General features: G+C 69.4%; 19 protein-coding genes. 14 read left to right on the forward strand and 5 right to left on the reverse strand.

The features are described 5' to 3' along the window. Nucleotides 1-198: 198 nt before the first annotated feature. The gene (locus IEZ24_RS04065; RefSeq protein ID WP_165355947.1) at nt 199-2,352 is read right to left on the reverse strand and encodes a KAP family P-loop NTPase fold protein; all 2,154 of its coding nucleotides are present in this window, start codon (nt 2,350-2,352) and stop codon (nt 199-201) included. Between the two features lie 377 nt (nt 2,353-2,729). On the opposite strand from IEZ24_RS04065, the gene IEZ24_RS04070 reads away from it, so the two are divergent. The 5 genes from IEZ24_RS04070 to IEZ24_RS04090 all read left to right on the forward strand — a co-directional run bounded on the left by IEZ24_RS04070 (nt 2,730) and on the right by IEZ24_RS04090 (nt 9,627). Next, nucleotides 2,730-3,749 (forward strand): hypothetical protein, encoded by a 1,020-nt coding sequence (locus IEZ24_RS04070; protein WP_129453217.1) that lies wholly within the window; start codon nt 2,730-2,732, stop codon nt 3,747-3,749. 387 nt (nt 3,750-4,136) lie between these two features. Then, complete coding sequence (locus IEZ24_RS04075; protein WP_129453216.1) at nt 4,137-4,655, forward strand: hypothetical protein; 519 nt, start codon at nt 4,137-4,139, stop codon at nt 4,653-4,655. A 710-nt stretch (nt 4,656-5,365) separates the two neighbouring features. Beyond that, entirely contained in the window at nt 5,366-6,028 is a 663-nt protein-coding gene (locus tag IEZ24_RS04080) for a hypothetical protein (protein WP_129453215.1), read from the forward strand. Between the two features lie 338 nt (nt 6,029-6,366). Further along, nucleotides 6,367-6,723, forward strand: coding sequence for a nuclear transport factor 2 family protein (locus IEZ24_RS04085; protein ID WP_129453214.1), 357 nt, complete (start codon nt 6,367-6,369; stop codon nt 6,721-6,723). Nucleotides 6,724-7,080: 357 nt separating this feature from the next. Beyond that, a complete protein-coding gene (locus IEZ24_RS04090; RefSeq protein ID WP_129453213.1) occupies nt 7,081-9,627 on the forward strand; it encodes a S8 family peptidase in 2,547 nt (848 codons plus the stop codon). Nucleotides 9,628-9,684: 57 nt separating this feature from the next. On the opposite strand, the gene IEZ24_RS04095 is transcribed toward IEZ24_RS04090, so the two are convergent. Next, nucleotides 9,685-9,987 carry a hypothetical protein gene (locus IEZ24_RS04095; protein ID WP_129453212.1) on the reverse strand — a complete coding sequence of 101 codons (303 nt, stop codon included), beginning with the start codon at nt 9,985-9,987 and terminating at the stop codon, nt 9,685-9,687. Nucleotides 9,988-10,128: 141 nt separating this feature from the next. On the opposite strand from IEZ24_RS04095, the gene IEZ24_RS04100 reads away from it, so the two are divergent. The 3 genes from IEZ24_RS04100 to IEZ24_RS04110 are packed head-to-tail and all read left to right on the forward strand — an operon-like array spanning nt 10,129 to nt 13,391. Beyond that, entirely contained in the window at nt 10,129-11,931 is a 1,803-nt protein-coding gene (locus tag IEZ24_RS04100; protein WP_165355946.1) for a calcium-binding protein, read from the forward strand. 43 nt (nt 11,932-11,974) lie between these two features. After that, on the forward strand, nt 11,975-12,661 hold the full coding sequence (locus tag IEZ24_RS04105; RefSeq protein ID WP_129453211.1) for a Type 1 glutamine amidotransferase-like domain-containing protein: 687 nt from the start codon (nt 11,975-11,977) through the stop codon (nt 12,659-12,661). Between the two features lie 10 nt (nt 12,662-12,671). Then, nucleotides 12,672-13,391: a DinB family protein gene (locus tag IEZ24_RS04110; protein WP_129453210.1), complete on the forward strand. Its 720-nt coding sequence runs from the start codon at nt 12,672-12,674 to the stop codon at nt 13,389-13,391. Nucleotides 13,392-13,400: 9 nt separating this feature from the next. Here IEZ24_RS04110 and IEZ24_RS04115 read toward each other — a convergent pair whose 3' ends face one another. Continuing rightward, complete coding sequence (locus IEZ24_RS04115; RefSeq protein ID WP_129453209.1) at nt 13,401-13,811, reverse strand: hypothetical protein; 411 nt, start codon at nt 13,809-13,811, stop codon at nt 13,401-13,403. Next, nucleotides 13,808-14,167 (reverse strand): hypothetical protein, encoded by a 360-nt coding sequence (locus IEZ24_RS04120; protein ID WP_129453208.1) that lies wholly within the window; start codon nt 14,165-14,167, stop codon nt 13,808-13,810. Before IEZ24_RS04120 ends, IEZ24_RS04115 begins: the two co-directional genes overlap by 4 nt. A gap of 119 nt (nt 14,168-14,286) precedes the next feature. On the opposite strand from IEZ24_RS04120, the gene IEZ24_RS04125 reads away from it, so the two are divergent. From IEZ24_RS04125 to IEZ24_RS04135, 3 genes are read left to right on the forward strand one after another with little or no spacing between them, the layout of a single operon-like run. Beyond that, complete coding sequence (locus IEZ24_RS04125; RefSeq protein ID WP_129453207.1) at nt 14,287-14,883, forward strand: DUF4956 domain-containing protein; 597 nt, start codon at nt 14,287-14,289, stop codon at nt 14,881-14,883. Continuing rightward, complete coding sequence (locus IEZ24_RS04130; RefSeq protein WP_129453206.1) at nt 14,880-15,650, forward strand: VTC domain-containing protein; 771 nt, start codon at nt 14,880-14,882, stop codon at nt 15,648-15,650. The genes IEZ24_RS04125 and IEZ24_RS04130 overlap by 4 nt, the downstream gene beginning before the upstream one ends. After that, nucleotides 15,647-17,038 (forward strand): CotH kinase family protein, encoded by a 1,392-nt coding sequence (locus IEZ24_RS04135; RefSeq protein ID WP_129453205.1) that lies wholly within the window; start codon nt 15,647-15,649, stop codon nt 17,036-17,038. Before IEZ24_RS04130 ends, IEZ24_RS04135 begins: the two co-directional genes overlap by 4 nt. A gap of 74 nt (nt 17,039-17,112) precedes the next feature. On the opposite strand, the gene IEZ24_RS04140 is transcribed toward IEZ24_RS04135, so the two are convergent. Beyond that, nucleotides 17,113-17,829, reverse strand: a complete 717-nt coding sequence (locus tag IEZ24_RS04140; protein ID WP_129453204.1) for an EcsC family protein — start codon at nt 17,827-17,829, stop codon at nt 17,113-17,115. A gap of 103 nt (nt 17,830-17,932) precedes the next feature. On the opposite strand from IEZ24_RS04140, the gene IEZ24_RS04145 reads away from it, so the two are divergent. The 3 genes from IEZ24_RS04145 to IEZ24_RS04155 are packed head-to-tail and all read left to right on the forward strand — an operon-like array spanning nt 17,933 to nt 21,755. Next, nucleotides 17,933-19,345: an alpha/beta hydrolase family protein gene (locus tag IEZ24_RS04145; RefSeq protein ID WP_129453203.1), complete on the forward strand. Its 1,413-nt coding sequence runs from the start codon at nt 17,933-17,935 to the stop codon at nt 19,343-19,345. A gap of 50 nt (nt 19,346-19,395) precedes the next feature. Further along, entirely contained in the window at nt 19,396-21,030 is a 1,635-nt protein-coding gene (locus tag IEZ24_RS04150; RefSeq protein ID WP_242498350.1) for a sensor histidine kinase, read from the forward strand. Next, nucleotides 21,027-21,755 carry a response regulator gene (locus tag IEZ24_RS04155; protein ID WP_242498349.1) on the forward strand — a complete coding sequence of 243 codons (729 nt, stop codon included), beginning with the start codon at nt 21,027-21,029 and terminating at the stop codon, nt 21,753-21,755. The genes IEZ24_RS04150 and IEZ24_RS04155 overlap by 4 nt, the downstream gene beginning before the upstream one ends. Nucleotides 21,756-21,803 lie beyond the last annotated feature (48 nt).

Genomic DNA, 21,803 nt, shown 5'->3' on the forward strand with positions numbered 1-21,803 from the left:
GCAAACCGGAGGAGGGCCACACCGCGGTCGGCGGTGGGCAGCCCAAAAGAGAGCGAGCCCGCCGAGCACCTCAGTCGAGTCTGGCCAGACATCGACCTTGGCGAGAGTCTCTAGTAGCCCAGAATGATGCACGCGAGCAGCCGTACTACTTCCTATGACATCCGCAGCGATCTGGGCTGGGCGCCCTTAGAGCCGCGGCTACGCCTGCGGCTCTACCGCGGGGCGCTCTTCCTGTGAAGCCGAGGTGGAGATATGTGCGGACATCCACTCCCGTCGCTGCTGAAGCGACCATATGGGTAGTGGCGAGTCGTCATCGGTGCCGACGTACTCTGCCACCTGCTCTAGGTACTCCCCCGTGACCTGCTGAAGCGAGACATTCCCTAGGACGTACTGTTCGCGCGAGGAGTCGAGCACGACGCAGCGCGATGCGACGGTCGCCAAATCGAGGATGCCCGAATCGATGCGGTTCTTGACCTCTCTAGAGAACGAATCGGACGCTGCGGAATCAAGGATCACTGAAATCAGCATCTGCGTGGGCACGTCCAGATCAGCAGTGTCCCCAGTAGCGAGATGCTCCAGCATCACGGTCGCCGCTCTTTCTCCCTCGGTGTCGAATAGCTTGTCGCGGAGGGATGCCGCCGCCTCGGACAACTTCCCGGCATTCTTCAGCTTCCAAAGGACTTCTATACGTCTCGCGTAGCTTGTGCACGAATCAAACGCACTTTGAAGTTCTTCGTAAGAGGAGAGCTCCGCTTGTGCACGCACAAGCGTGGCTACCCAAGCGATCAGATACCTTCTTCGCGAAACGAATTCGTGTGGGTTCTCTTGGATGGTGCCCAGCATGGATGCGGCGGCCTTGATTAGGTCAACTGACACTGGCGCATCGGTAGAGGACGGCTTCGGTTCGATCTCCAACCCGCCGTACCGTCTGTTGATGCGTGTCATGACAAGCAGAGACTTGTCATCGTCTTCGGCGAGCACCAACGTTCTCAACGCTTCGGTATTACCCTCCGACGCCTTGGTCAACGCGCCGGTTAGTTCCCCATCCGGCACGTCGCCATCAGGAACCTCGAACACTATGTAGCGGTCGAAGTACGTGCTGTTCTCCATCCGGTTCGCGGCGTCGTTCGCGTTCTGCTCTACACCGTCGAATCGCACAGTGGCCGCGCCCGTCGTCCCTAGCCTTGAGAAGATCGCGGTCGCCAATCTGCTCGCATCTTCGCGTTCGGAGGTTTCCACGATGGAGAAGAACTCCTGCTTCCACGCGTCCTTCGCATCATCACCCTTCGCAAGCGCGGCCGCAAAAGTACGGGCCGTGCCCCCACCCGTGAGTTCGGTCCGCCATTTCTTGAGGGCCCGATGCATGTCAGGAAAATGCAGTCGCATGAACGTGATAAGTGCGAGGTCACAAGCATCAAACTCCCCTTGGTCGACCACGTCGAAGGCATGGCGCAGTTGGGCGAGGTAGCGACCCATCGCACGCGGGGTCGACAGGCGATCAATCATCACCTCAGACACGACCCCGTGGAAAACATCGGTATTGAGCGAGTCGACTGACCTCTCTCGTAGCGGCAGGGCGTTCAAACCTTCCATGAAGAGTCGTATGACCACAGACTCCAGCATGGGAGGCAACTGGATAGGATATTGAACGATCTTCTCCATGAATTGCCGTGCATGGGCGGTCGAGATCGCGTTCGTCAGTCGCGCGGCGGTTAGCGTCTCAGCGAGCGTTTTCTCGTCATACGCCAGGAGATAGTCAATCCCTGGGAGCCTCCCGATAAGACGCACGACCTTCAGCAGCGTAAGCAACTCGTCGGGAGAGAGTCGGTCGATGTCGTCCACGACCACCAAGATCTTGAGCTCGGCCTCCTCCAGCGACGCGGCGAGATCTTCAAACACGGTTTTCCAAGGCTTCGCCAGCTTGGCGCTCAGGCGGTCAACCGACTCGGCTAGTGGCTTCCCAACGACCGGCACAACTCCCAGAAGCGGGATGGCCACCTTCCCGTATGCGCCGAGCTTCTCATGGACCTGTTGATGGCCCTCGTTGTCCGGAGGTATCGCAGACGACAGCGCAGCAAAGAACTCCGAAAAGAGTTCTTCTTGAGTGGAGGTCGCCCATGGCGTGAAGTAGACGACGTGCCAGTTGGCGGCGAGTGCGTCGAGCGCGTCCTCGATCATCGACAGCACCGAAGACTTGCCGCTGCCCCACGGTCCTTCGAGACCATAGACAAGGCTCGAATCGATGGCGTGGCTGTCGTCGATGAGTCCGGCCTGTCTCGCAGCCCAGCCGGCGCGTCCGAACTTGTCCTCGTCAGCTGAAGTGACCGCGTCGTCGTTCCATGGGGCAGACACGAAAACCCTCCCGAGCGTAAGCGTGCCCGGCAGCTTCGGGCGTGACGATGCTCGTATCGCACGAGCGGCTTGTGCCAAACGTAACCCTGTCGAGCCCGGCGGGCAGCAAGTAGCTTCGCTTCGAGTTGCGTCCGGCCTGACCCATTCCGCCGCGAACCGACCACACCCGTCAGGCGGGCGATGCGCATTGGGGATGCAGCGATCATGACGGACACCCGATGACCTGCCCGCTCTGGCAGTCGGCGCGAACCCTGGAGCCGACGTTCGCTTGGGCGAGGTGTCGCGATCAAGTCACCCACTACCGAGCTTCCAGCCGGAAGGGTGTGCGCTACTCCTTGTACGCTCGCCTCATTGTCGGCGAGATCAAGGGACCGGGCATGGCTGAGTGGTTCCACGCGATGGAAGACTGGCTCCGCGGATGGAACGAACCCGGCACCTTGGGAGATGTGCTGCCATGGCTCGTGACCAGCATGGTTACCGTCCTGGCGACACTCGTTCTGAGCCTTCGTCGACGGCGGCAGGAACGGCGCGAACAAGCTCTACAAATTGCCGCTTGGGTTGACGAGTCACCCCAAGATGGCAGCGTCATCCGCGTGCGGAACTCGTCGAGGCAACGAATAGAGTCTGTCGCTGCTCTGGTTGCACGTATGCCCGTGCGAGGTGAAGAACCGGTCGACTGGGACCACGATGCACAATTCTTCGCGTGCCTCACTATAGGGCCGGAAAGGACAGTGACGTTCCCACTCCGAGATTCGCTGACAGCCGTCGGACACTTTCGGGTGCGCCTGTACTTTTCGGATCACGCCGGGCGGCCATGGATTCTCTGGGAAAACGGAACACTAGGTCGAACCAGACGCGCCGTTGCTGATTCCTTTTTCACCGGTACGAGCTCAGGTCGGACGGCCGAAATGATGGACCACAGCGGAACTGTAGGGCCTGACGGCAATCGCGTGGAGCTTGCCAATATTCCCGTACAGAGGCTGGACGTCGATGAAGAAGATGGAACAAACATCTCGCTCGTCCTGCTTCCTAAAGGCAAGTCGGCCGAACCATCTGCGGTTGCAGAGCTGACTCGCGACGGGAAGCGTGTGGCGCGCGTGTACCTTGATGCCGAGGACCGAATCATGCGGCTCACCGTATGCAATTTGCCCGAGGACACTTGGAAATACTGCTACCCACAGTACTTGTTCGCGGAGCGGTACACGGTCTTGTTCGGAACCCCGGGACAGGATGTTGGCGAGTTGCTCGATACCTTCGACGTTGGAGACGCGTGGGTACTTGGAGGGAAGCACACCCCTTGGAACGAAATGGCCCACCTTGCATATGACAGCGGGGGCCGGCTGCGCGCAATCATGTTCAACAGGCGCAGCCTAGTTCCGGGCTTCCTTACCGACTAGCCGAGCGCCATTGTTTCAGCGGACTCCGCAACCGGGGGGGGGGCAGTCCGTACGCGACAAGCAGGCGCTCGGCCCGTGCCGGTCGGGTCAATGCGCCTACCGCTGTCGACACGTCCTAGGGGAGCGGGGATCGCGCCTGTGGCGAGCCTCCACCAGGAAGCACCGGCAGGTGTGCGTCGATTCGCCGCGTGTCGGCGCATGCCGGGATATCGGGCGCATGCCGATGATCGACCTCATGCTCGGTCGGGCGTTCCAACGGGCGGCTGGTGACGAGAGACTGGTCCTGTGCGGCGACTTGGGCTGTACTTCAACAAGGCAACGCACCGCGCCGTGACTCGTTGGTGCCGTCGCAGTCGCTAATCAGTGGGATCTGAAGGGGGCTGGCACGTGGCAGCGGACTGGGTGGGGAATCTCGTAACAGGCGCGGTCGGCATCGCTGGCGTCGCAGGTACGTACTGGACTGGACGAGCCAGCCGGGATGCGGCCGTTGCGCAAGCTCGCGAACAGCGCGAACATGCGCTCCAAGATCGCCTTTATGCCGAGAGGCGCGAGGCATACGTGGGCTATCTGGAAGCCGTCCAAGGGGCGCGCCACGCGCTGACGCAGATCCGAGGGTTGCCGACCAGTCCAGAGAACGGGACAGAAGCGAACGAGTTGCGCGCAGCCGCATTGGCTGAGGTCAGCCTTAGACGGACACAGCTACGACTCGCGGGGCCACCGAGAGTTCGTGATTTCGCAAACCAATTGCACGGCCATCTCGCCGACGTGCTAGGAAAGGCAGCGCGAGGTGAAGAGAATGCCGTGAACACTCGGTTGATAGATGCGCTTCTCGCGGCAATGAAGGAAGACTTGGGGTTTGAACTCGCATCAGCCGACCGTCAGGTACTCGGCGACATTCGCGGGTAGACCAAGACGAGCCGCAGCAGCCCGGCCCCAGTTGCTCGCCGGTAGCACGCATCCCTGCGGGGTCCGGCGACTGAGAGTTTGTTGCTGCCGCATCACTCCGCCGCGTGCGCCCGATAGTCCCCTACTGGCGGTGCGGCTCGAGCGCATCCGCGGCGCCTCCTTCACCAGGTCGCCAGCCCGATCTCGCCGGCCTGCTCGAGCCCGACCTGCCGGGTCTGTATTGCGACCAGTCGGGGTGGGAAGAGCGCAGCACAAACAATGCCCAACTACAGATTGAATTGATTCTCGCGGTGGCTCTTCGTGCACGCTTCCCCAAGTCGGTCATGACAGACGGCGAATTCAGTGTGAGACTTGAGGACTGTTCGAGGGAGTACGCCATGTCTCGCCAGTGCAGTCGTCGCGGGGTGACAGCGATGACCCGTCTTGTCGGTGTGGCGTCGGTCGCGCTCGTCCTCGCGGGGGCTGGTGCCTGCAGTGCTACGCCGACATCAGTCGACTCCTCGCCGTCTGGGGACGGCTCAACTTCAACGGCGTCAGCGTCTGATCCCGACCTGACTCCGAGTCAACGTTCCCGGTCGGCTCCCGACGACCCGATCTCCGCCGCAGCCACGAAGGCTAAGCGGTCGCTCGCAGCACGGCCCACCATCACCGTCACCCTCGGCCGGAGCCTGTCGGTCGCGGCTCCGGGTGTCCGCGCAGGGTGGGCGAATATGGAGGTCACCCGTGGCTGGGCCGTCGTCGCGCGCTTTGCCGGTGATTACGACTTCGACGCGTTCAGCGCCGACTACGAAAGCTTCCAAAGCGACCCCGGCGGGAAGGGGAAAGAGGCGCTGGAGCGCATCTTGGACCGGACGAAGTTCCTCGGGGGTGTCGCGCAGGGCAACTCTGGCAGCATCAAGCTCCCGCGCCCCGGGACGTACACGGTCATGGCTTTAAACACCTACACCGGGATCAAGAGTGCCACCTTCCGGGCCGGGCGACGCTTGTTAGCAACCCGGGACCGGCCGTCGACCCGCGGCACTATCCATGCGCTAGACGGCCAAGAGTGGGGCGGCCCGGCCACATTGCCGCACGAAGGCCGTTTGCTGCTGACCAATCACGGTGGGGAGGTCCCGCACAACCTCATCCTCCAACGTGTCAAGGAGGGCACGACCGCCGCGGATTACCAGGAGTGGATGTACGCGAACGACCCCGGGCCGCACCCCAACCTGAACGGAAGCCTGGAGACCCAGATGCTGTCCCCGGGAACGAGGATGACGGTCGATTACCGACTCCCGCGCGGGCAGTATGCCGTGATGTGCTTCGAGACCGACCCGAGTTCGGGGATGTCGCACGTGTTCCAAGGCGAGCTCAGGATGATCCACCTGAAATAGTTGGCAAGCACGCAGGCTCCTAGCCCCTATCGTTGTCTTTCCGCAGCCACGCTCTCGGGCAGCGACGGTGCATGGAACTTCACACGTCAGGTCTTCCCTGTCTACCCAAGGGAGCAGCTGAAGCAGGGTTCATCGGCGCGACCATCTGCACTACCCCAAACGCGGTTTCGACTTCCTACTGCGAGGTCGCGGCTTAGGTCTCTGCAAGTTGGGGTTGGATGCGCTCGCGACGCGAGGGATTGAAGTGTCGGAGCAGGCTCCCGGACAACGTGCGGCATTCCGCCGCGTAACGGCCCGTCCGGATCTGCAGAGAGCGGCCGTCGGCCATAATCCGAGCCGTGAACGAAAACCGCGCGGACAGCGTGCGAGCCCTCTACCAGGCGTTCAACGACCGAGACCTGGACGCTGTTGTCTCAGCGATGGCCGTGGATGTCGACTGGCCGAACGGCTGGGAAGGTGGGCGGTTGCTCGGGCGCGAGGACGTTCGAGAGTACTGGGAACGGCAGTGGAGGGAGATTCGCCCGACCACCGTCGTGCGGGACATCGTTGAACGCTCCGATGGGACGGTGGAGGCGCGGGTCCGACTTGTCGTGCGTGACCCTGCTGGCAACGTTCTGGCGCGCTCCGACGTCACGCATGTTTACGAGTTCGTAGGTCTTCAAGTCCGGCGCATGACGGTCGAGCAGGAGAGCTGAAGCCAAGAAGCCTGTACCCCGACGTCCGGCAGGCCCCTACTGGGATGCCCCGGTGGCGCGTGACAGTCGGCGCCGACTCACAGCTCCCCGGTCAAGCACTTCGGTGACCGTGTCGACCATCCGTCGCGCCTGGTCCTGTGAATCCGTGCGCCGCCACTGAGCCAACGCGTCGCCAATCGCCTCGACTCGGAACGCTGACTCACGGGTGAGCCCGGACTCCATTGACGCTGAGGAACGGGCGATCCCACACTGAGAGGTCCCACTCCTCAGGAGGCCCGGATGGCACGTGTCCGAGTCCGTGAACGCTCCACAGTTGCCCGCCTCGCCGCATGGCAGTCCCGGCGAAGTCGCCTCAACGTGGCTGCCCGTGCCTACGACGGCGAGCGGCCGAGCTTCTTCGTCGGGGACGAGGTCCTCGTGGACGCGCGGGACGACGAGCTGGTCCGTGAGCTGGTCGACCGCTACGGCGGCGAGGTCGTGGGGTCACCGGAGCTGCCTCCTCGGCCGAAGGTCGTCGAGCGCCGCCGGGACGTCGACCTGACGGACGCGCCGCAGTGGGCGCGGGTCCGGTTCACCGAAGGCCCGCGCGACCTCGACGTGGACCTCGACGTCCTGGCGAGCCGGCAGGGGAGCGACGCCGGCGACGTGACGTACAGCTCCCGCCTGCTCGCAGAGCTCGCCGCACTGGTGCGTACGCGTCGCGCCGAGGGACGCCGGATCGGGCTCGACGTCGTCGGTGAGGCCTTCGCCATGCCGCTGACCCGGGTGACCGAGGGCTCGCCGCTCGCCTATCCCTCCGACCCCACCCAGTGGAACATGTTCGCCGGTCGCAGCCGCATGGTCGAGGCGTGGCAGCTGGTCGACTCCTTCCGTCAGGTGAAGGGAGGAAGCACCGTCTGGGTCGCCGTCTGCGACACGGAGTTCTGGCTGGACGCAGCCGGTCGGCCGCAGGTCGCGCCCGGGCAGACCGAGTCGGACTTCGGCCAGGGGGTCCTGCAGTGGAACCTCGTCAACGAGGGGCAGCCCGCCGGCATCCTCACGTCGACGACGCCCTCGCCGTTCCACGGCAACCGCGTCGCCTCCGCCGCGCTCGCGGCTGTCGGCAACAGGCAGGGCGCGGCCGGGTCCGGAGGACTCGTCGCGCGCCCGGCGCTCTTCCTGGGGGCCAACCGGGCGTACGACGCCACGCGCGCGATCCAGCTCTGCGTCTGGTGGGGCATCGACGTCCTGAACATGAGCTGGGGCTTCTGGAACCCCGACAGTGACGAGTTCGACGAGGACACCTGGATCGAGACGTTCGACTGGGGAGCAGACAACGGGCTGGTGTGCATCGCCGCCGCCGGGCCGGGGCCCAACAACCCCGTCGTCGAGCTCCCCGACGACCTCGACGTCAGGCCGGCCACGCGTACGCCCCGGACCCTCACCGTCGGTGCCCTGGACACCAACGACCAGGCGTCGGCGCGCTCCAACTTCGGCTCGTCGGTCAACCTGTGGGCGCCCGGCACCGGCATCCAGGTCGCCCCGGACGCTGCACGGCCCCTCGGCACGACGGTGAACGGGACCTCGTTCGCCGCCCCGCTCGTCTCGGGCGTCGCGGCGATGATGCGGTACTGCAACCCGGGCCTCAGCGCCGACGACGTCAGGCGGATGCTGGTCGACACCGGCTGGCAGGGTTCCGGCCGGGTGTCGCGCGGCCTCGACGCCGCGGCCGCGGTCCGTGCGGCGCTGAACTCGCGGCTCCCGGACACCCACGAGGACAACAGCACGCCGGGCCGGGCGTACCCGCTCCTTCCCCTGGGGCCCGGACGGGCCCTCACGATGGGCCGGTTCAGTGCGATCTCGTCGGCCACCGACCGCGACTACTGGTCCTTCGACGTCCCGCACCTCAGCGACGTGGTGGTCGTGTCCGAGTGGTACGCCCGCCTGGCGACGCTCATGGTGGCCGTGGAGAGCGCGTCGACCAACGCGGTCGTCGACCTCGCCCGAGCGGACATCGCCACGGGCGGTGTCCGCCTCACGGGCGTGCTGCCCGCCGGGGCCTACCGGGTCCGGGTGAGAGGCGACGACGCCACCGCGTACCGACTGCTCGTGCACCTCGACGAGGCCGACCTCGCACCCGACGAGTTCGAGCCGAGCAACAGCTTCGAGGACGCCCCCGTCCTGACCTTCGAGGCAGCGCCGCGCTCGCCGTTCCAGATGGGGTGGGTGCTCGGCCGACGGGAGTGGGGACCGGGCACCTATCCCGCGACGCTGCACCGTGCCACGGGGTCGGGGCCGCTCGGCAGCGCGTTCGTGAACCGCGACATCTACCGCCTGGAGGTGCCGCACTCGACCGTGTTCCGGGAGCCGACGCTCACGATCCGCGACAGCGACGAGCCGCTGACCGTGGAGCTGCTCGACGCGGACCGCCGGGTGCTGCGGCGGGAGTCACCCGTCACCGACGCCACCTTCAGGCCGCCGCCGGAGTCCGTCGGCTACCTGCGCGTCACGGGCAGCTCCCCGACCCGCTACACGATCGTGACGGGGCTGAAGGTGAGGGCGGGGGTGCTCCCCGGTCCACTGCAGGAGGAGCTGCAGGTCATCCCCAAGTACTGGGGAGACCCGCCGCCGTGGCGGATCCACGACGAGGTCTCGCACTGGGCAGTGGACCTCGGGCGGGCCGAGGTCGACGACGGCGTGCTCGCGTTCGACCTCGACGACCAGGCCGGCGAGGTGCTCTTCGAGCTGCTGGACGAGTCCGGCGAGGTCGTGCGGAGGGCGCACGCCGTGGCCGGGGAGGACGTGGGTGCTCGGGCGGTCCTCGACGTGGCCGACGTGGACCCCGGGACGAAGGTCCTCCGGGTGACGCGGGCCCGGACCGCGGGCGCCGCCAGCGTCCGGGCGGTGCCGCCTCCGGTCGGCTAGACCAGTGGCACGGTCGCTGGCTCCCGGTGCGACCACGTCGGCGGTCCGTCAACCGGATCACACGCGGTAGGGCTTGTCCTTGTGCTGCGGGTCCGATCGGGGATATCCCGCCTTCGGCTCCAGCCCGTCCGGCTGCGGTTCCTCGCCACCTGCGCTCTGCTCGGGCGGCCCATCGGTCGGGGTGTCGATCCGGGTCGTGTCCCGCAGGCCGTCGGTGCCCACCTGCCCCCTGCCGGTCGGGCCGACGCGCTCGCTGCTCGAGCCCATGCCGCCTGCTGCTCCCTCTGGACCGGAGGAGTTCGGCGTCGATCGACGCTCCTCGGTTGCGGGCTTGGCCGTCTTGTCGTCCGGGCTGGTCATGGACTCGTCCCCTCGCTCGTGGATGGCTCCCCTCCGGTTCCCCGGTTGGTGCTCGCCATGCACCCGGCACCCGGGACGGCGTCGGGACGGGCACAAGCGGTTGGCAAGGGGATCGCAAGCCGCGGTCGGCAGCCTGCTGCCATGAAGATCCCGAACCCGCAGCGAGGCATGGCCACCCTCGTCCTCGCGCTGGCGCTGGTCGCGCCCACCCAGTCCATGTCGGCCACGGCCGCCGACCCGGCCCGTCCGAAGTGTGCCGGCTTCAAGGCGACCATCGTCGGAACCGACAAGTCCGAGACCATCAAGGGCACCGCCAAGCTTGACGTGATCGTCGCCCGCGGCGGGAAGGACAAGATCCTGGGCCGCGGCGGCCTCGACATCGTGTGCGGCGGCGGGGGCGACGACCGGATCATGTCCGGCTCGGGCACCGGCGGCCTGCTCTACGGGGAGGGAGGCGACGACGTGGTCGTCGCCCAGGCCGACGGCATCGGGCTCTACGGCGGCCGCGGTGACGACGTCCTGACCACCACTACGGCCGGGACGCTGCTCGACGGCGGCGCCGGCGGCGACATGATCCTCGGCGGCAAGCACGCCGACGTCATCGACGGCGGCACTGGCGACGACAGCATCGACGCGGGCCCCGGCGACGACACCGACGTACGCGGCGGGGCGGGCAACGACACCCTCGACGGCGACGACGGCCGGGACGTCCTCCACGGCGACGCCGGCAACGACACCGTGCTGACCGGCACCGGCGTGGGTGGATTCGGCTACGGCGACGACGGCGACGACACCCTGACGACCGGCGACTCGGGACAGGCGCTCTATGGCGGCGAGGGCACCGACGTGCTCACCGCGAAGCACGTCGGGACGCTGCTGCAGGGCGACGGCGGTCCCGACCGGCTCACCGGCAGCGACCACACCGACGTGATCGACGGCGGCGCCGGCGACGACAGCATCGCTGCCGGCGCCGGCGACGACACCGACGTGCACGGTGGCGCGGGCAACGACACCATCGACGGCGGCGCAGGCCGGGACGTCCTCCACGGCGACGCCGGCAACGACACCGTGCTGACCGGCACCGGGGTCGGCGGGTTCGGCTACGGCGACGACGGCGACGACACCCTGACGACCGGCGACTCGGGGCAGGCGCTCTACGGCGGCGAGGGCAGCGACCTGCTCACCGCGAAGCACGCCGGGACGCTGCTGCAGGGCGACGGCGGTGCCGACTGGCTCAACGGCAGCGACCACCCGGACGCGATCGACGGCGGCGCGGGCGCGGACATGATCAGCGCAGCCGGCGGTGACGACCTCGACCTCCGGGGCGGCCCCGACGGCGACATGTGCGACGGCGGCGCGGGCCGGGACCGTTGTGACGGCGGCTCGCCGGGCGGTCCCGCCAACTCGGCGGAGGACGCCGACATCTGCGAGGCCGAGGTGAAGGTCTCGTGCCGCGACGGGGGCTTCCCGGACCGCTGGCAGCTGAAGGTCACCGGTCACGAGGTGAGCGAGGGCGACTACTCCGCCGACACCTACGACTGGTCCATCACCATGACGGTGGTGCGCCATGGCGACCCCGCCACGACCGCGATGTGGCGCTACGAGTCGGCGACGGGCAGCTACACCGGCTCGGGCCACTACGGCGACTGCTCCTTCACCGAGACCGGGACCCTCGACCGCAACTGGTCGGCCGACTTCCTCCTGGCCCCGCACATGGACCAGTACTCCTTCGACGTCGTCGGCGGCGGCGACGGCACCAGGGCGGTCACCTGTCCTGACCGGTCCTCCACCGTCGCGACGACGTTCGAGGCGTGGGGTGCGACCGGCTGGGGTCCCGCAGGATGGCCGTGGGACCGCACCCAGTCGGAGATCGTGGGCGACTGGCTCGACGACGACCCCGGCTCCAGCCGCCACATCCGGTGGGTGGTGTCACCGCTGGCCTGACCGGCCATGCTGGGTCCCGTACCCCACCCGTCCAGGAGGCACCGTGAAGCTTCTTCTCACCTCGGGAGGGGTGACGAACGCCAGCATCCGCGACGCGCTCGTCGAGCTCCTCGGCAAGCCCGTCGAGGAGTCCACCGCGCTGTGCATCCCCACCGCGATGTACGGACACCCGATGGTCGGCCCCGGGGAGCGGGCGTGGCAGTTCATCAGCGGCACCTCGCAGAACCCGATGGTCGACCTGGGCTGGAGGTCCGTCGGCGTCCTCGAGCTGACCGCGCTGCCCAGCATCGACGAGGACCTGTGGGTGCCGCTGGTCCGGGAGGCCGACGCGCTCCTCGTCGCGGGCGGCGACGTCCTCTACCTCTCCCACTGGATGCGCGAGTCCGGGCTGGTGGACCTGCTGCCGTCGCTGGGTGACACCGTCTGGGTGGGGCTCAGCGCGGGGAGCATGGTGATGACTCCCCACGTGGGCAAGGACTTCATCCAGTGGCGACCGCCCAGCGGCGACGAGACCACGCTGGGCGTCGTCGACTTCTCGATCTGCCCCCACCTGGCGGCCGACGGCATGCCGGGCAACTCCAGGGCCGAGGCCGAGGAGTGGGCGACCGGCGTCCCGAACCCGGCGTACGCGATGGACGACCAGACGGCGATCACCGTGGTCGACGGCGAGGTCGACGTGGTGTCCGAGGGGCAGTGGATTCAGCTTCGCGGTGTCGGTGGCTCGGCCTAGCCTGCGAAGCATGAAGCGGTACGTCGACGAGGACCTGCAGGGTGCGGAGTTCCGCGAGTGCGACCTGAGCAACGCCCGCCTGGTCGGCGTGGTCATGCAGGGGGCAGTGATCGACGGGCTGGTGATCGACCTCGTCGTCAACGGCGTCGAGGTCATGGCGTACGTCGAGGCCGAGCTCGACCGTCGTCACCCCGTCCGCCGGCTCATCCGCTCGGACGACGTGGCCGACCTCCGCCGGGCCCACCGGCAGCTGCGTGCCGACTGGGCGGCGACCGTCGCGCGCCTCCGGCAGTCGCCCGGCATCGAGCACGACAGTGTCAACGACGAGTGGTCGGCGGTGCCGACGCTGCGCCACCTCGTCTTCGTCCACGACTCGTGGTTCCGGCGCTGCTGCCTCGGCTCGACCGACCTGTTCACCTCGATGGGGCTGGGCATCGAGTCCGTGCCCGATCGCGAGGAGCAGGGGCTCGACCCGGCGGCGGACCCGACGCTCGAGGAGGTGCTGGCGACCCGCGACGAGCAGGCGGCCGAGCTCGAGCGCTGGCTCGACACGGTCACGTCCGAGCAGCTCCAGGAGCCCGCACCCGTCCCCGATGACGACAGGTGGCCGCCGTACGCCCGCGGCCGGTCGCTGCGGCAGTGCCTGGGCACGGTGCTCGGCGAGGAGCTCGAGCACCACCAGTTCTGCGTGCGCGACCTCGACCTCATCGAGAGACAGGCCGCCGGCTGATGCCCCGGGTCAGTCGCGCGCCCGCGTGTGCCACAGCCACGCGATCCCCGCGAACGGCAGCACCAGCGGCAGCCAGCCGTACCCCGCGCCGTACGCCGACCACACGGTCGCGTCGGGGAAGAGCTCTGGGTCGAGGACGGTCAGCGTGCCGACGGTGAGCACGCCGACGAGCTCGAAGACCACCGCCGCCCAGGCCAGCCGGCGCGGGTCGGGCCCGACCTCGGCGAGGCCGAGCGTGGCAGCGACGTAGACGAGAGCCGCGACGGCCGAGAGGGCGTACGCCAGGGGTGCCTCGTCGGCCTTGGTGAGCAGCTGGACGAGGGAGCGGGCGGTCGCGGCGAGCGCGAACACGCCGTAGACCGCGACGAGCGCGCGGCCGAGGCCCGAGGACGTCGAGGAGGAGGTGGCGGCGCGGCTCACGAGCGCCACACCGCCAGGGCGCGCACGACGATGAAGGCCTGCGCCAGCCCGGCGATCAGCAGCACCGCCGTCGCTCCCCGGCTGCGCTCGGCCAGCGACCAGGCGAATCCCATGGGTAGCAGCACGAGACCGGCCACCAGGTAGCCGAAGAACGTGACGAGTGCCGGCCCGGACAGGTCGGCGCCTCCGACCTGGACGGCTGCGACCACGATCAGGACCAGCGTCGCGACCTCGATGACGGCGGCGAAGCCGAGCAGTCCCCAGTCGGGCGTGCGGTCGAGCACGACGTAGACCAGCACGACCGCGGCGAAGAGCAGCGAGGCGACGACGAGCGCGAGGGGCAGGGGTCCGTCCACGAGGACTGATCCTCCCAGAGCGCACCTCACAGCACCGCCACAGGATCGCGTCAGGTCGCCGACAGGCACGCCCGCGACGCTCGGGGCACCGCAGAAGACCGCCGCCTCGAAGGATCCCGATGAACCCGACCTACCTGCTCGCCGCCGTCGACCTCGTCGCCGTGCTGGTGCTCGCCCTCGCCGTCTACTACCCGCGCCACCGCCGAGCGGACCTCGTCACCGCGTTCGTCGCGGTCAACGTCGGCGTCCTCGCCGTCACGATCGTGCTGGCCGGCAGCGCCGCGTCGGTCGGCCTCGGGCTCGGCCTGTTCGGCGTCCTGTCGATCATCCGGCTGCGCTCCGACGAGCTCGGTCAGCACGAGATCGCCTACTACTTCGCCGCCCTCGCGATCGGCCTGCTCGGCGGTCTCGGCACCGGCGACGTGCCGCTCTCGATCGCGCTGATGGTCGGGCTGGTCGTGGTGCTCGCGCTGGCCGACAGCCGGCTCCTGCACGCCACCGGTCTGCGGCAGGTCGTCGTCCTCGACTCCGCGGTCACCGACGAGCGCGAGCTCGTCACCCGCCTCGAGCTGCTCCTCGACGCCAAGGTCAACCGGGTCACGCCGATGCGGGTCGACCTGGTCAACGACACGACGACCGTCGAGGTCCACTACGCGCCCGCGCGGCCCGCGATGCCGCGCGCCGAGCGCCACGATGCCCCGGCAGTGACCCGATGAGCGCTCTCGACGTCCTCGACGCCGTCTCCCTCGAGGAGCTCAACGACGCCGCGGAGCTGCTGGTCCGCGTCGACCGCAAGTACGTCATCCCCGCCGCCGAGCTCGACGCCGTGGTCACCGGGATCGACGCGCTGCGCGTGCTGGAGATCGACGGCCGGCGGGAGTCTCGCTACGTGTCGACCTACCTCGACACCGTCGGCCTCGACAGCTGGACGGCAGCGGCCCACCGCCGCCGGCGCCGCTGGAAGGTCCGCACCCGGGCGTACGCCGACACCGGCGAGCGCTGGCTCGAGGTCAAGACCCGCGGCCCGCGCGGCACCACCGTCAAGGAGCGGCTGCCCCACGACGGCACCGAGGTCACCGGGCCGGCGACCGAGTGGGTACGCGACCGGCTCGCCGCGGCGTCCGTGCACGACGTCGACCCCTCCGGCCTGGTCGCGACCCTGGACACCGGCTACCGGCGTACGACCCTCATGCTTCCCGCCGACGGCGGCCGCGCCACCGTCGACCGCGACCTGCGCTGGGTCTCCGGCCACGGCACCGCCGAGGTCGGCGACGTGCTGGTCGTCGAGACCAAGTCGGGCAGCCACCGACGCGGTCCGCTCGACCGGCGGCTGTGGGAGCTCGGCCACCGGCCCGTCCGGATCTCCAAGTACGGCACGGGGCTGGCGCTGCTGACCCCCGACCTCCAGCGCAACCGCTGGCACCGCGTCACCTCACGCCACCTCGCCGACCACCTCACCCTCCACGAAGGAGTCCTCGCATGAGCGACCAGCCAGCCCGACCCGGCCACCAGCGCCTCGCCGTCCTCGCCGTCCTGGCGTCGCTGACGCTCGGCGGCTGCGCCGTCGGTACGTCCGACCGGGACACCGGCTCCACGACCGGCGTCGCGGCCGCAGCCCGCGACGTCGCCGACGGCGCGGGAGTGTGGGACGCGAGCGAGGTGCACGAGATCTCCGTCGAGGTCGACGAGGACGCGGTCGCGGCGATGATCGACACGTACCAGGAGACGGACGAGAAGGAGTGGCTCGAGGCCACCGTCACCATCGACGGGAAGACCTTCGAACGCGCCGGCATCCGGCTCAAGGGCAACTCCTCGCTGCGCGGCGTCGACGACGGCGCCGACCCGACCGACCTGCCGTGGCTGGTCCGGCTCGACAAGTTCGTCGACGAGCAGTCGATCGACGGCTGGAGCGAGCTCGTCGTGCGCTCCAACAGCACCGAGACCGCGCTCAACGAGGCGCTCGCGCTGGACCTGCTCGCCGAGGCCGGGCTGGCCAGCGAGCACGCCGTCGCGTCGTCCTTCAGCGTCAACGGCACCGACGCCCGGCTGCGGCTCGTCGTGCAGAACCTCGACGAGGAGTGGGAGGCCGAGAACTTCTCGACCGACGGGCTGCTCTACAAGGCCGAGGCGGGCGGCGACTGGTCGTGGCGCGGCGACGACCCCGAGGCGTACGTCGACGTCTTCGACCAGGAGACCGGTGACGACGACCTGACGCCGCTGATCGACTTCCTCGACTTCATCAACAACAGCAGCGACGAGGACTTCGCCGCCGAGCTGCCCGAGCGGCTCGACGTGGAGTCCTTCGCCCGCTACCTCGCCTTCGAGGAGGTGGTCGACAACTTCGACGACATCGACGGCCCGGGCAACAACTCCTACCTCCGCTGGGACGCCGAGACCGGTGGCTTCACGGTCGTGGCGTGGGACCACAACCTCGCCTTCGGCGCGGGGCCGGGTGGCGGTGGGTTCCCCGGCGGCTTCCCGGGCGGGGACGGCGAGCGGCCCGAGGGCATGCCGGAGGGGATGCCGACCGAGATGCCGGAGGGGATGCCGGAGGGGATGCCGGAGGGGATGCCGACCGAGATGCCGGAGGGCGAGCGGCCCGACTTCGGGGAGGGCGGACCCGGGGGTGGCATGGGCGGACCGGGTGGGCGTACGAACGTGCTTGTCGAGCGCTTCACCGCGGTCGAGGAGTGGGCCGACCTCGTCGAGGAGGCGAAGGCCGACCTCACTGAGGAGCTCTACGCCAGCGGGTACGCCGAGGACGTCCTCGGCCGGTGGGTGGAGGTGCTGACCGAGCAGGCCGGTGCCCTCGTCGACGCCGACGTCGTGCAGGAGGAGGCCGACGCGATCCGGGAGGTCATCGCTGGTTGAGGTGGTCTCGAGGCTCGCTGCGCTCGCACCTCGACCAGCGACGGGGGCCCGCTCGCACCTCGACCAGCGAGGAGTCAGGCGGAGGCAGCGGAGAGCGGGAACTCCTTCATCGCGTGGTCGGCGATCTTCTTCATCATGAAGCCGTCGATCCCGCCACCGACGATCCCGCCCGCGAGGGGGACGCCGCGGCCGAGCCGGGAGAGCAGCTTCTCGCTGACCCCGCGCATCAGCCGGAAGCCGACGGCCTTGTTGACCATCATCAGCGCCGCGGGCGGCAGGCCCCGGAGTGCGTACGAGGTCGCCGCGCTGCCCGCCGACGTCATGCCGGCCTTCTTGAGCACCTCGTCGGCGTCGGAGCCGACGAGCGTCAGCAGGATGGCGGACCGTACGCGCGGCTCGTCCACGTCGTAGCCGCGCAGGACGGCGATGCCGCCGACCATCCGGACGGCCTGGAGGTAGAACTCCGCGACGTTGACCGGCAGCGACACCGGCATGGTGATGAACCCGCCGAGCCCGGTGACGAACCCGCCGACGCCGCCGGTGAGGGTGCTGCGGCGGGCCAGGGCGGCGATCGCCTTCTCGCGGTCACCGCCGGCCTTGCGCAGCGCCTCGTCCGCGCCCCCCCGCACCGGGCTCAGCGGTCCGCGCCCGTCGAGGCCGACGTCGAGGAGCATGTCGACCAGCCGGTCGATCGCCCCCGGGTCGGGCCGCGGGTCCTCGGCGGCCTCGAGGGCGGACTTGGTCGTGGCGGCCTCAGAGCGGCCGGAGGTGATGAGGTCCTTGAGTCCCATGCGACAAACACTACGAACACAAGGGTGAGACGCACGTCACACCCTCCTAGCGTCGGGGCATCCGGGCGCACTCGGTCGCCCGAACCCCCACCGGAGGCTCGTCATGACCCACCGCCCTCGTCTCTCCCGCACCGTCGTCGCGGCCGGCGCCGCCGTACTGGCCGGTGCGCTGCTCGCGCCCGTGTCCGCCGCGGCCGACACGACCCCCGAGCCCGCGGCCTGCCCGGCCGGGGTCGCCGACGTCGCCGACTGCTGGACCGGCCAGGACGCCAACGGCGCGTACTACGCCATCGCCGTCCCGCACGACTGGAACGGCGACCTCGTGGTCCACGCGCACGGCGGCCCCGACCTCGCCGCCGCCTCAGACCCCGAGCGCAGCGTCGAGGACCTGGACCGCTGGGCCGTGATGGCCCGCGAGGGCTATGCCTGGGTGGGCTCGGCCTACCGCCGCGGCGGCTACGGCACCCGCATGGCGGTCGCCGACACCGAGAGCGCCCGTGAGGTCTTCGTCGAGGCGTTCGGCGTGCCCGGTCGGACGTACGCCCACGGGCAGTCGTGGGGCGGGGACGTCGCCGCCAAGCTGGTCGAGGTGCACCCGACGACGTACGACGGGGTGCTGCTCACCAACGGCGTGCTCGCGGGTGCCTCCCGCGGCTACGACTACCGCGTCGACCTGCGGGTCGTCTACCAGTACTACTGCGGCAACCACCCCCGTCCGACCGAGCCGCAGTACCCCCTCTGGATGGGCCTGCGGAAGGACTCCACGATGACCTCGGCCGGCCTGCGCTCGCGCCTGCAGGAGTGCACCGGCTACCAGTCCGCGCCCGCCGACCGTACGGCGCTCCAGCAGCGCAACCTCGACGACATCCTCGCCGTGACCAAGGTGCCCGAGCGCACCCTCGAGTCGCACCTGCGCTTCGCGACCTTCACCTTCCGCGACATCGTGCACAACCGGCTCGACGGCCGGAACCCGTTCAGCAACGAGGGCGTGACCTACTCCGGCAGCCACGACGACGAGGCGCTGAACGAGGGCGTCGAGCGCTTCTCCGCCGACCCGTCCGCCACGCGCGACCTCACCTGGGACAGCGACCTCACCGGCGCCGTACGCATCCCGACCGTGACGCTCCACGCGATCGCCGACCCGACCGCCTTCGTCGAGCACGAGTCGGCCTACCGGGCGACCCGCGAGGGGTCCGGCACGGCCGACGACCTCGTGCAGGTCTTCACCACCGAGGCCGAGCACAGCTCACTGAGCGACAGCGGGTACGCCGCGGCGATGGACGCCCTCGCCACGTGGACCGAGACCGGTGCGAGGCCGACCCCGGCGGGCGTCGCGGCGTCCTGCCCGGGCTTCGACGCGACGTACGGCACCGGCTGCTTCGTCGACCCGGCCTTCACCCCCGCGCCGTACGCGGACCGGGTCGAGCCGCGACCGGGCGGGCACCGCTGGCCCACGATGACGGCGGCGCAGGAGCGGGCCTGGGCTCGCATCCCCGGCATCGGGATCGAGCCGTGACCCGTGGCTGATCGCGTGAGCGCCGTCACGGCTGGACCTACGATGTGCCGGTGCTGACGCGTCCCCGCCGCCGCGAGCAGTCAGTGGCGCGCCAGGTGCTGGTGCTGCAGCTCATCGCAGTGCTGGTCCTGGTGGTCACGGCGCTCGCCCTCGCGACGTACGACGCACGTACCGACATCCGGGCCAGCGCCCGGGACGAGGCGGTGTCGGTCGCGAGGGCCGTGGCGCGCGCGCCGGTCGTGCACGAGGCCATCGACACCGGCGACCCGACGTCGCTCCTCCAGCCCTTCGCGGAGTCGGTGCGCGTCGACACGGGCGTCGACTTCGTCGTGATCATGGACCGCGACCGCACCCGCTGGTCGCACCCCAGCGTCGAGCAGCTGGGCAAGAAGTTCATCGGCAACCTCGGCGGTGCGCTCGAGGGAGAGGTCTACACCGAGGAGTACGTCGGCACCCTCGGACCGTCGATCCGCGCGATCGTGCCGGTGTTCGCGACCGGAGCCCCCGGAGCCACTGGAGCCACCGGCGCCACCGGCAGCAATGCCGCCGCGCCGGTGGTCGCGCTGGTCGCGGTGGGCATCACCCTCACCCAGCTCGACGACCTGCTGGTCGACGAGTTCTGGGACATCGTCGTCGCCGCACTGGCCGTGCTGCTCGTGGGCATCGTGGGCGCCGGGCTGATCGCCCAGCGGCTGCGGCGCCAGACCCACGGCATGGGCGAGCGTGAGATCACCCGGATGTACGAGTACTACAACGCCGTCCTGCACGCGGTCCGCGAGGGGCTGCTGCTCATCGACCTCGAGGGGCGGGTGCAGCTGGTCAACGACGAGGCGCGCCGGCTGCTGAGCCTGCCCGACGACGTCGTCGGTCGCTCCCTCGACGACCTCGGCCTCCCGCCCGCCCTGGTCCAGGCGGCCTCGGGGGAGCGCGGCGCCGACGAGGTCTACGTCACCGGCGACCACGTCCTCGTCGCCAGCTCGAGCGCCGCCTTCTGGGACGGCAAGGAGGTCGGCGCCGTCGTCACGCTGCGCGACCACACCGAGCTGCAGGCCGTGACCGGCGAGCTCGACACCGTACGGGGGCTCACCGAGTCGCTGCGCGCGCAGACCCACGAGGCGGCCAACCGCCTGCACACCGTGGTGTCCCTCATCGAGATGGGCCGCCCCGACGACGCCGTCGACTTCGTCACCGACGAGCTCAAGGTCGCCCAGATGCTCACCGACCGGGTCGTCGGCGCGGTGGGCGACCCCGTCGTCGCCGCCCTGCTGCTCGGCAAGTCCGCAGAGGCCGCCGAGCGCGGCATCTCGCTCACCGTCACCGGCGAGCTGCCCGCCTCCTTCGACGTCGGCTCGCCCCGCGACCTCGTCACCGTGCTGGGCAACCTCGTCGACAACGCCATCGACGCGGTCGCCGGGAGCGCCGAGAAGCGGATCGTGGTGCACCTCGAGGGCTCGCCGACCCACGCTCGGCTGGTCGTCGGGGACAGCGGTCCGGGCCTGACGCCCGAGGAGGCCGCCCACGCGCTGGAGCGCGGGTGGACGACCAAGGCCGACGCCGGCGACCTGCACGGCGTGGGCCTGGCCCTCGTCTCGCAGGTGGCTCGCCGCCTCGGCGGCGGGGTCACCATCGGCAGGTCGGACCTCGGCGGCGCCGAGCTCGTCGTGGTGCTGGGGGAGCAGCCGTGACCGACTCAGTGAGCAACGTCCGGGTCCTCGTCGTCGAGGACGAGCCGCTCGTCGCCGAGGCGCACGCGGCGTACACCAGCCGCGTCGCGGGCTTCGAGGTCGTCGGTGTCGCGCACTCCGCGACCGAGGCCGCGCGCATGCTGGGCGAGCGCGAGGTCGACCTCGTCCTGCTCGACATGTACCTCCCCGACGGCCACGGCCTCGGCCTGCTGCGCAACCTGCGGGCCGGCGGGGCGCTCGTCGACGTGATCGCGGTGACCTCGGCCCGCGACGCCGAGATGGTGCGCCGGGCCGTCGCGCACGGCGTCATCCTCTACCTCATCAAGCCGTTCACGTTCCCGATGTTCCGCGCCAAGCTCGAGCAGTACGCCGACTACCGCCGCCAGCTCGGCGCCGCGCCCGACGAGGTGGTGCAGGACGAGGTGGACCGGATGCTCGGCTCGCTGCGGGTGGCGACCTCCGACGGGGCGCTGCCCAAGGGGCTGACCGCCGAGCGGCTGCACGAGGCGATCGACCACCTGCGTACGCCGCCCGGGGTGCTGTCCGCGCGTGAGCTCGCGGAGAAGCTCGACAGCTCGCGGGTCACGGCCCGGCGCTACCTCGAGCACCTCGCCGACGTCGGGCTGGTGACGCGGTCGCTGCGCTACGGCGGCAGCGGGCGGCCGGAGGTGGAGTACCGCTGGCAGCAGGCCAGCCCCGGCCGTACGCCCTCGAGCGGTGCGTGAGGCAGGTTCTCACTCGCGTTCAGAACCTGTCACTCACCGCCCACCGGC

The organism is Nocardioides ganghwensis (genome assembly GCF_014779655.1).
GTDB lineage: Bacteria > Actinomycetota > Actinomycetes > Propionibacteriales > Nocardioidaceae > Nocardioides > Nocardioides ganghwensis.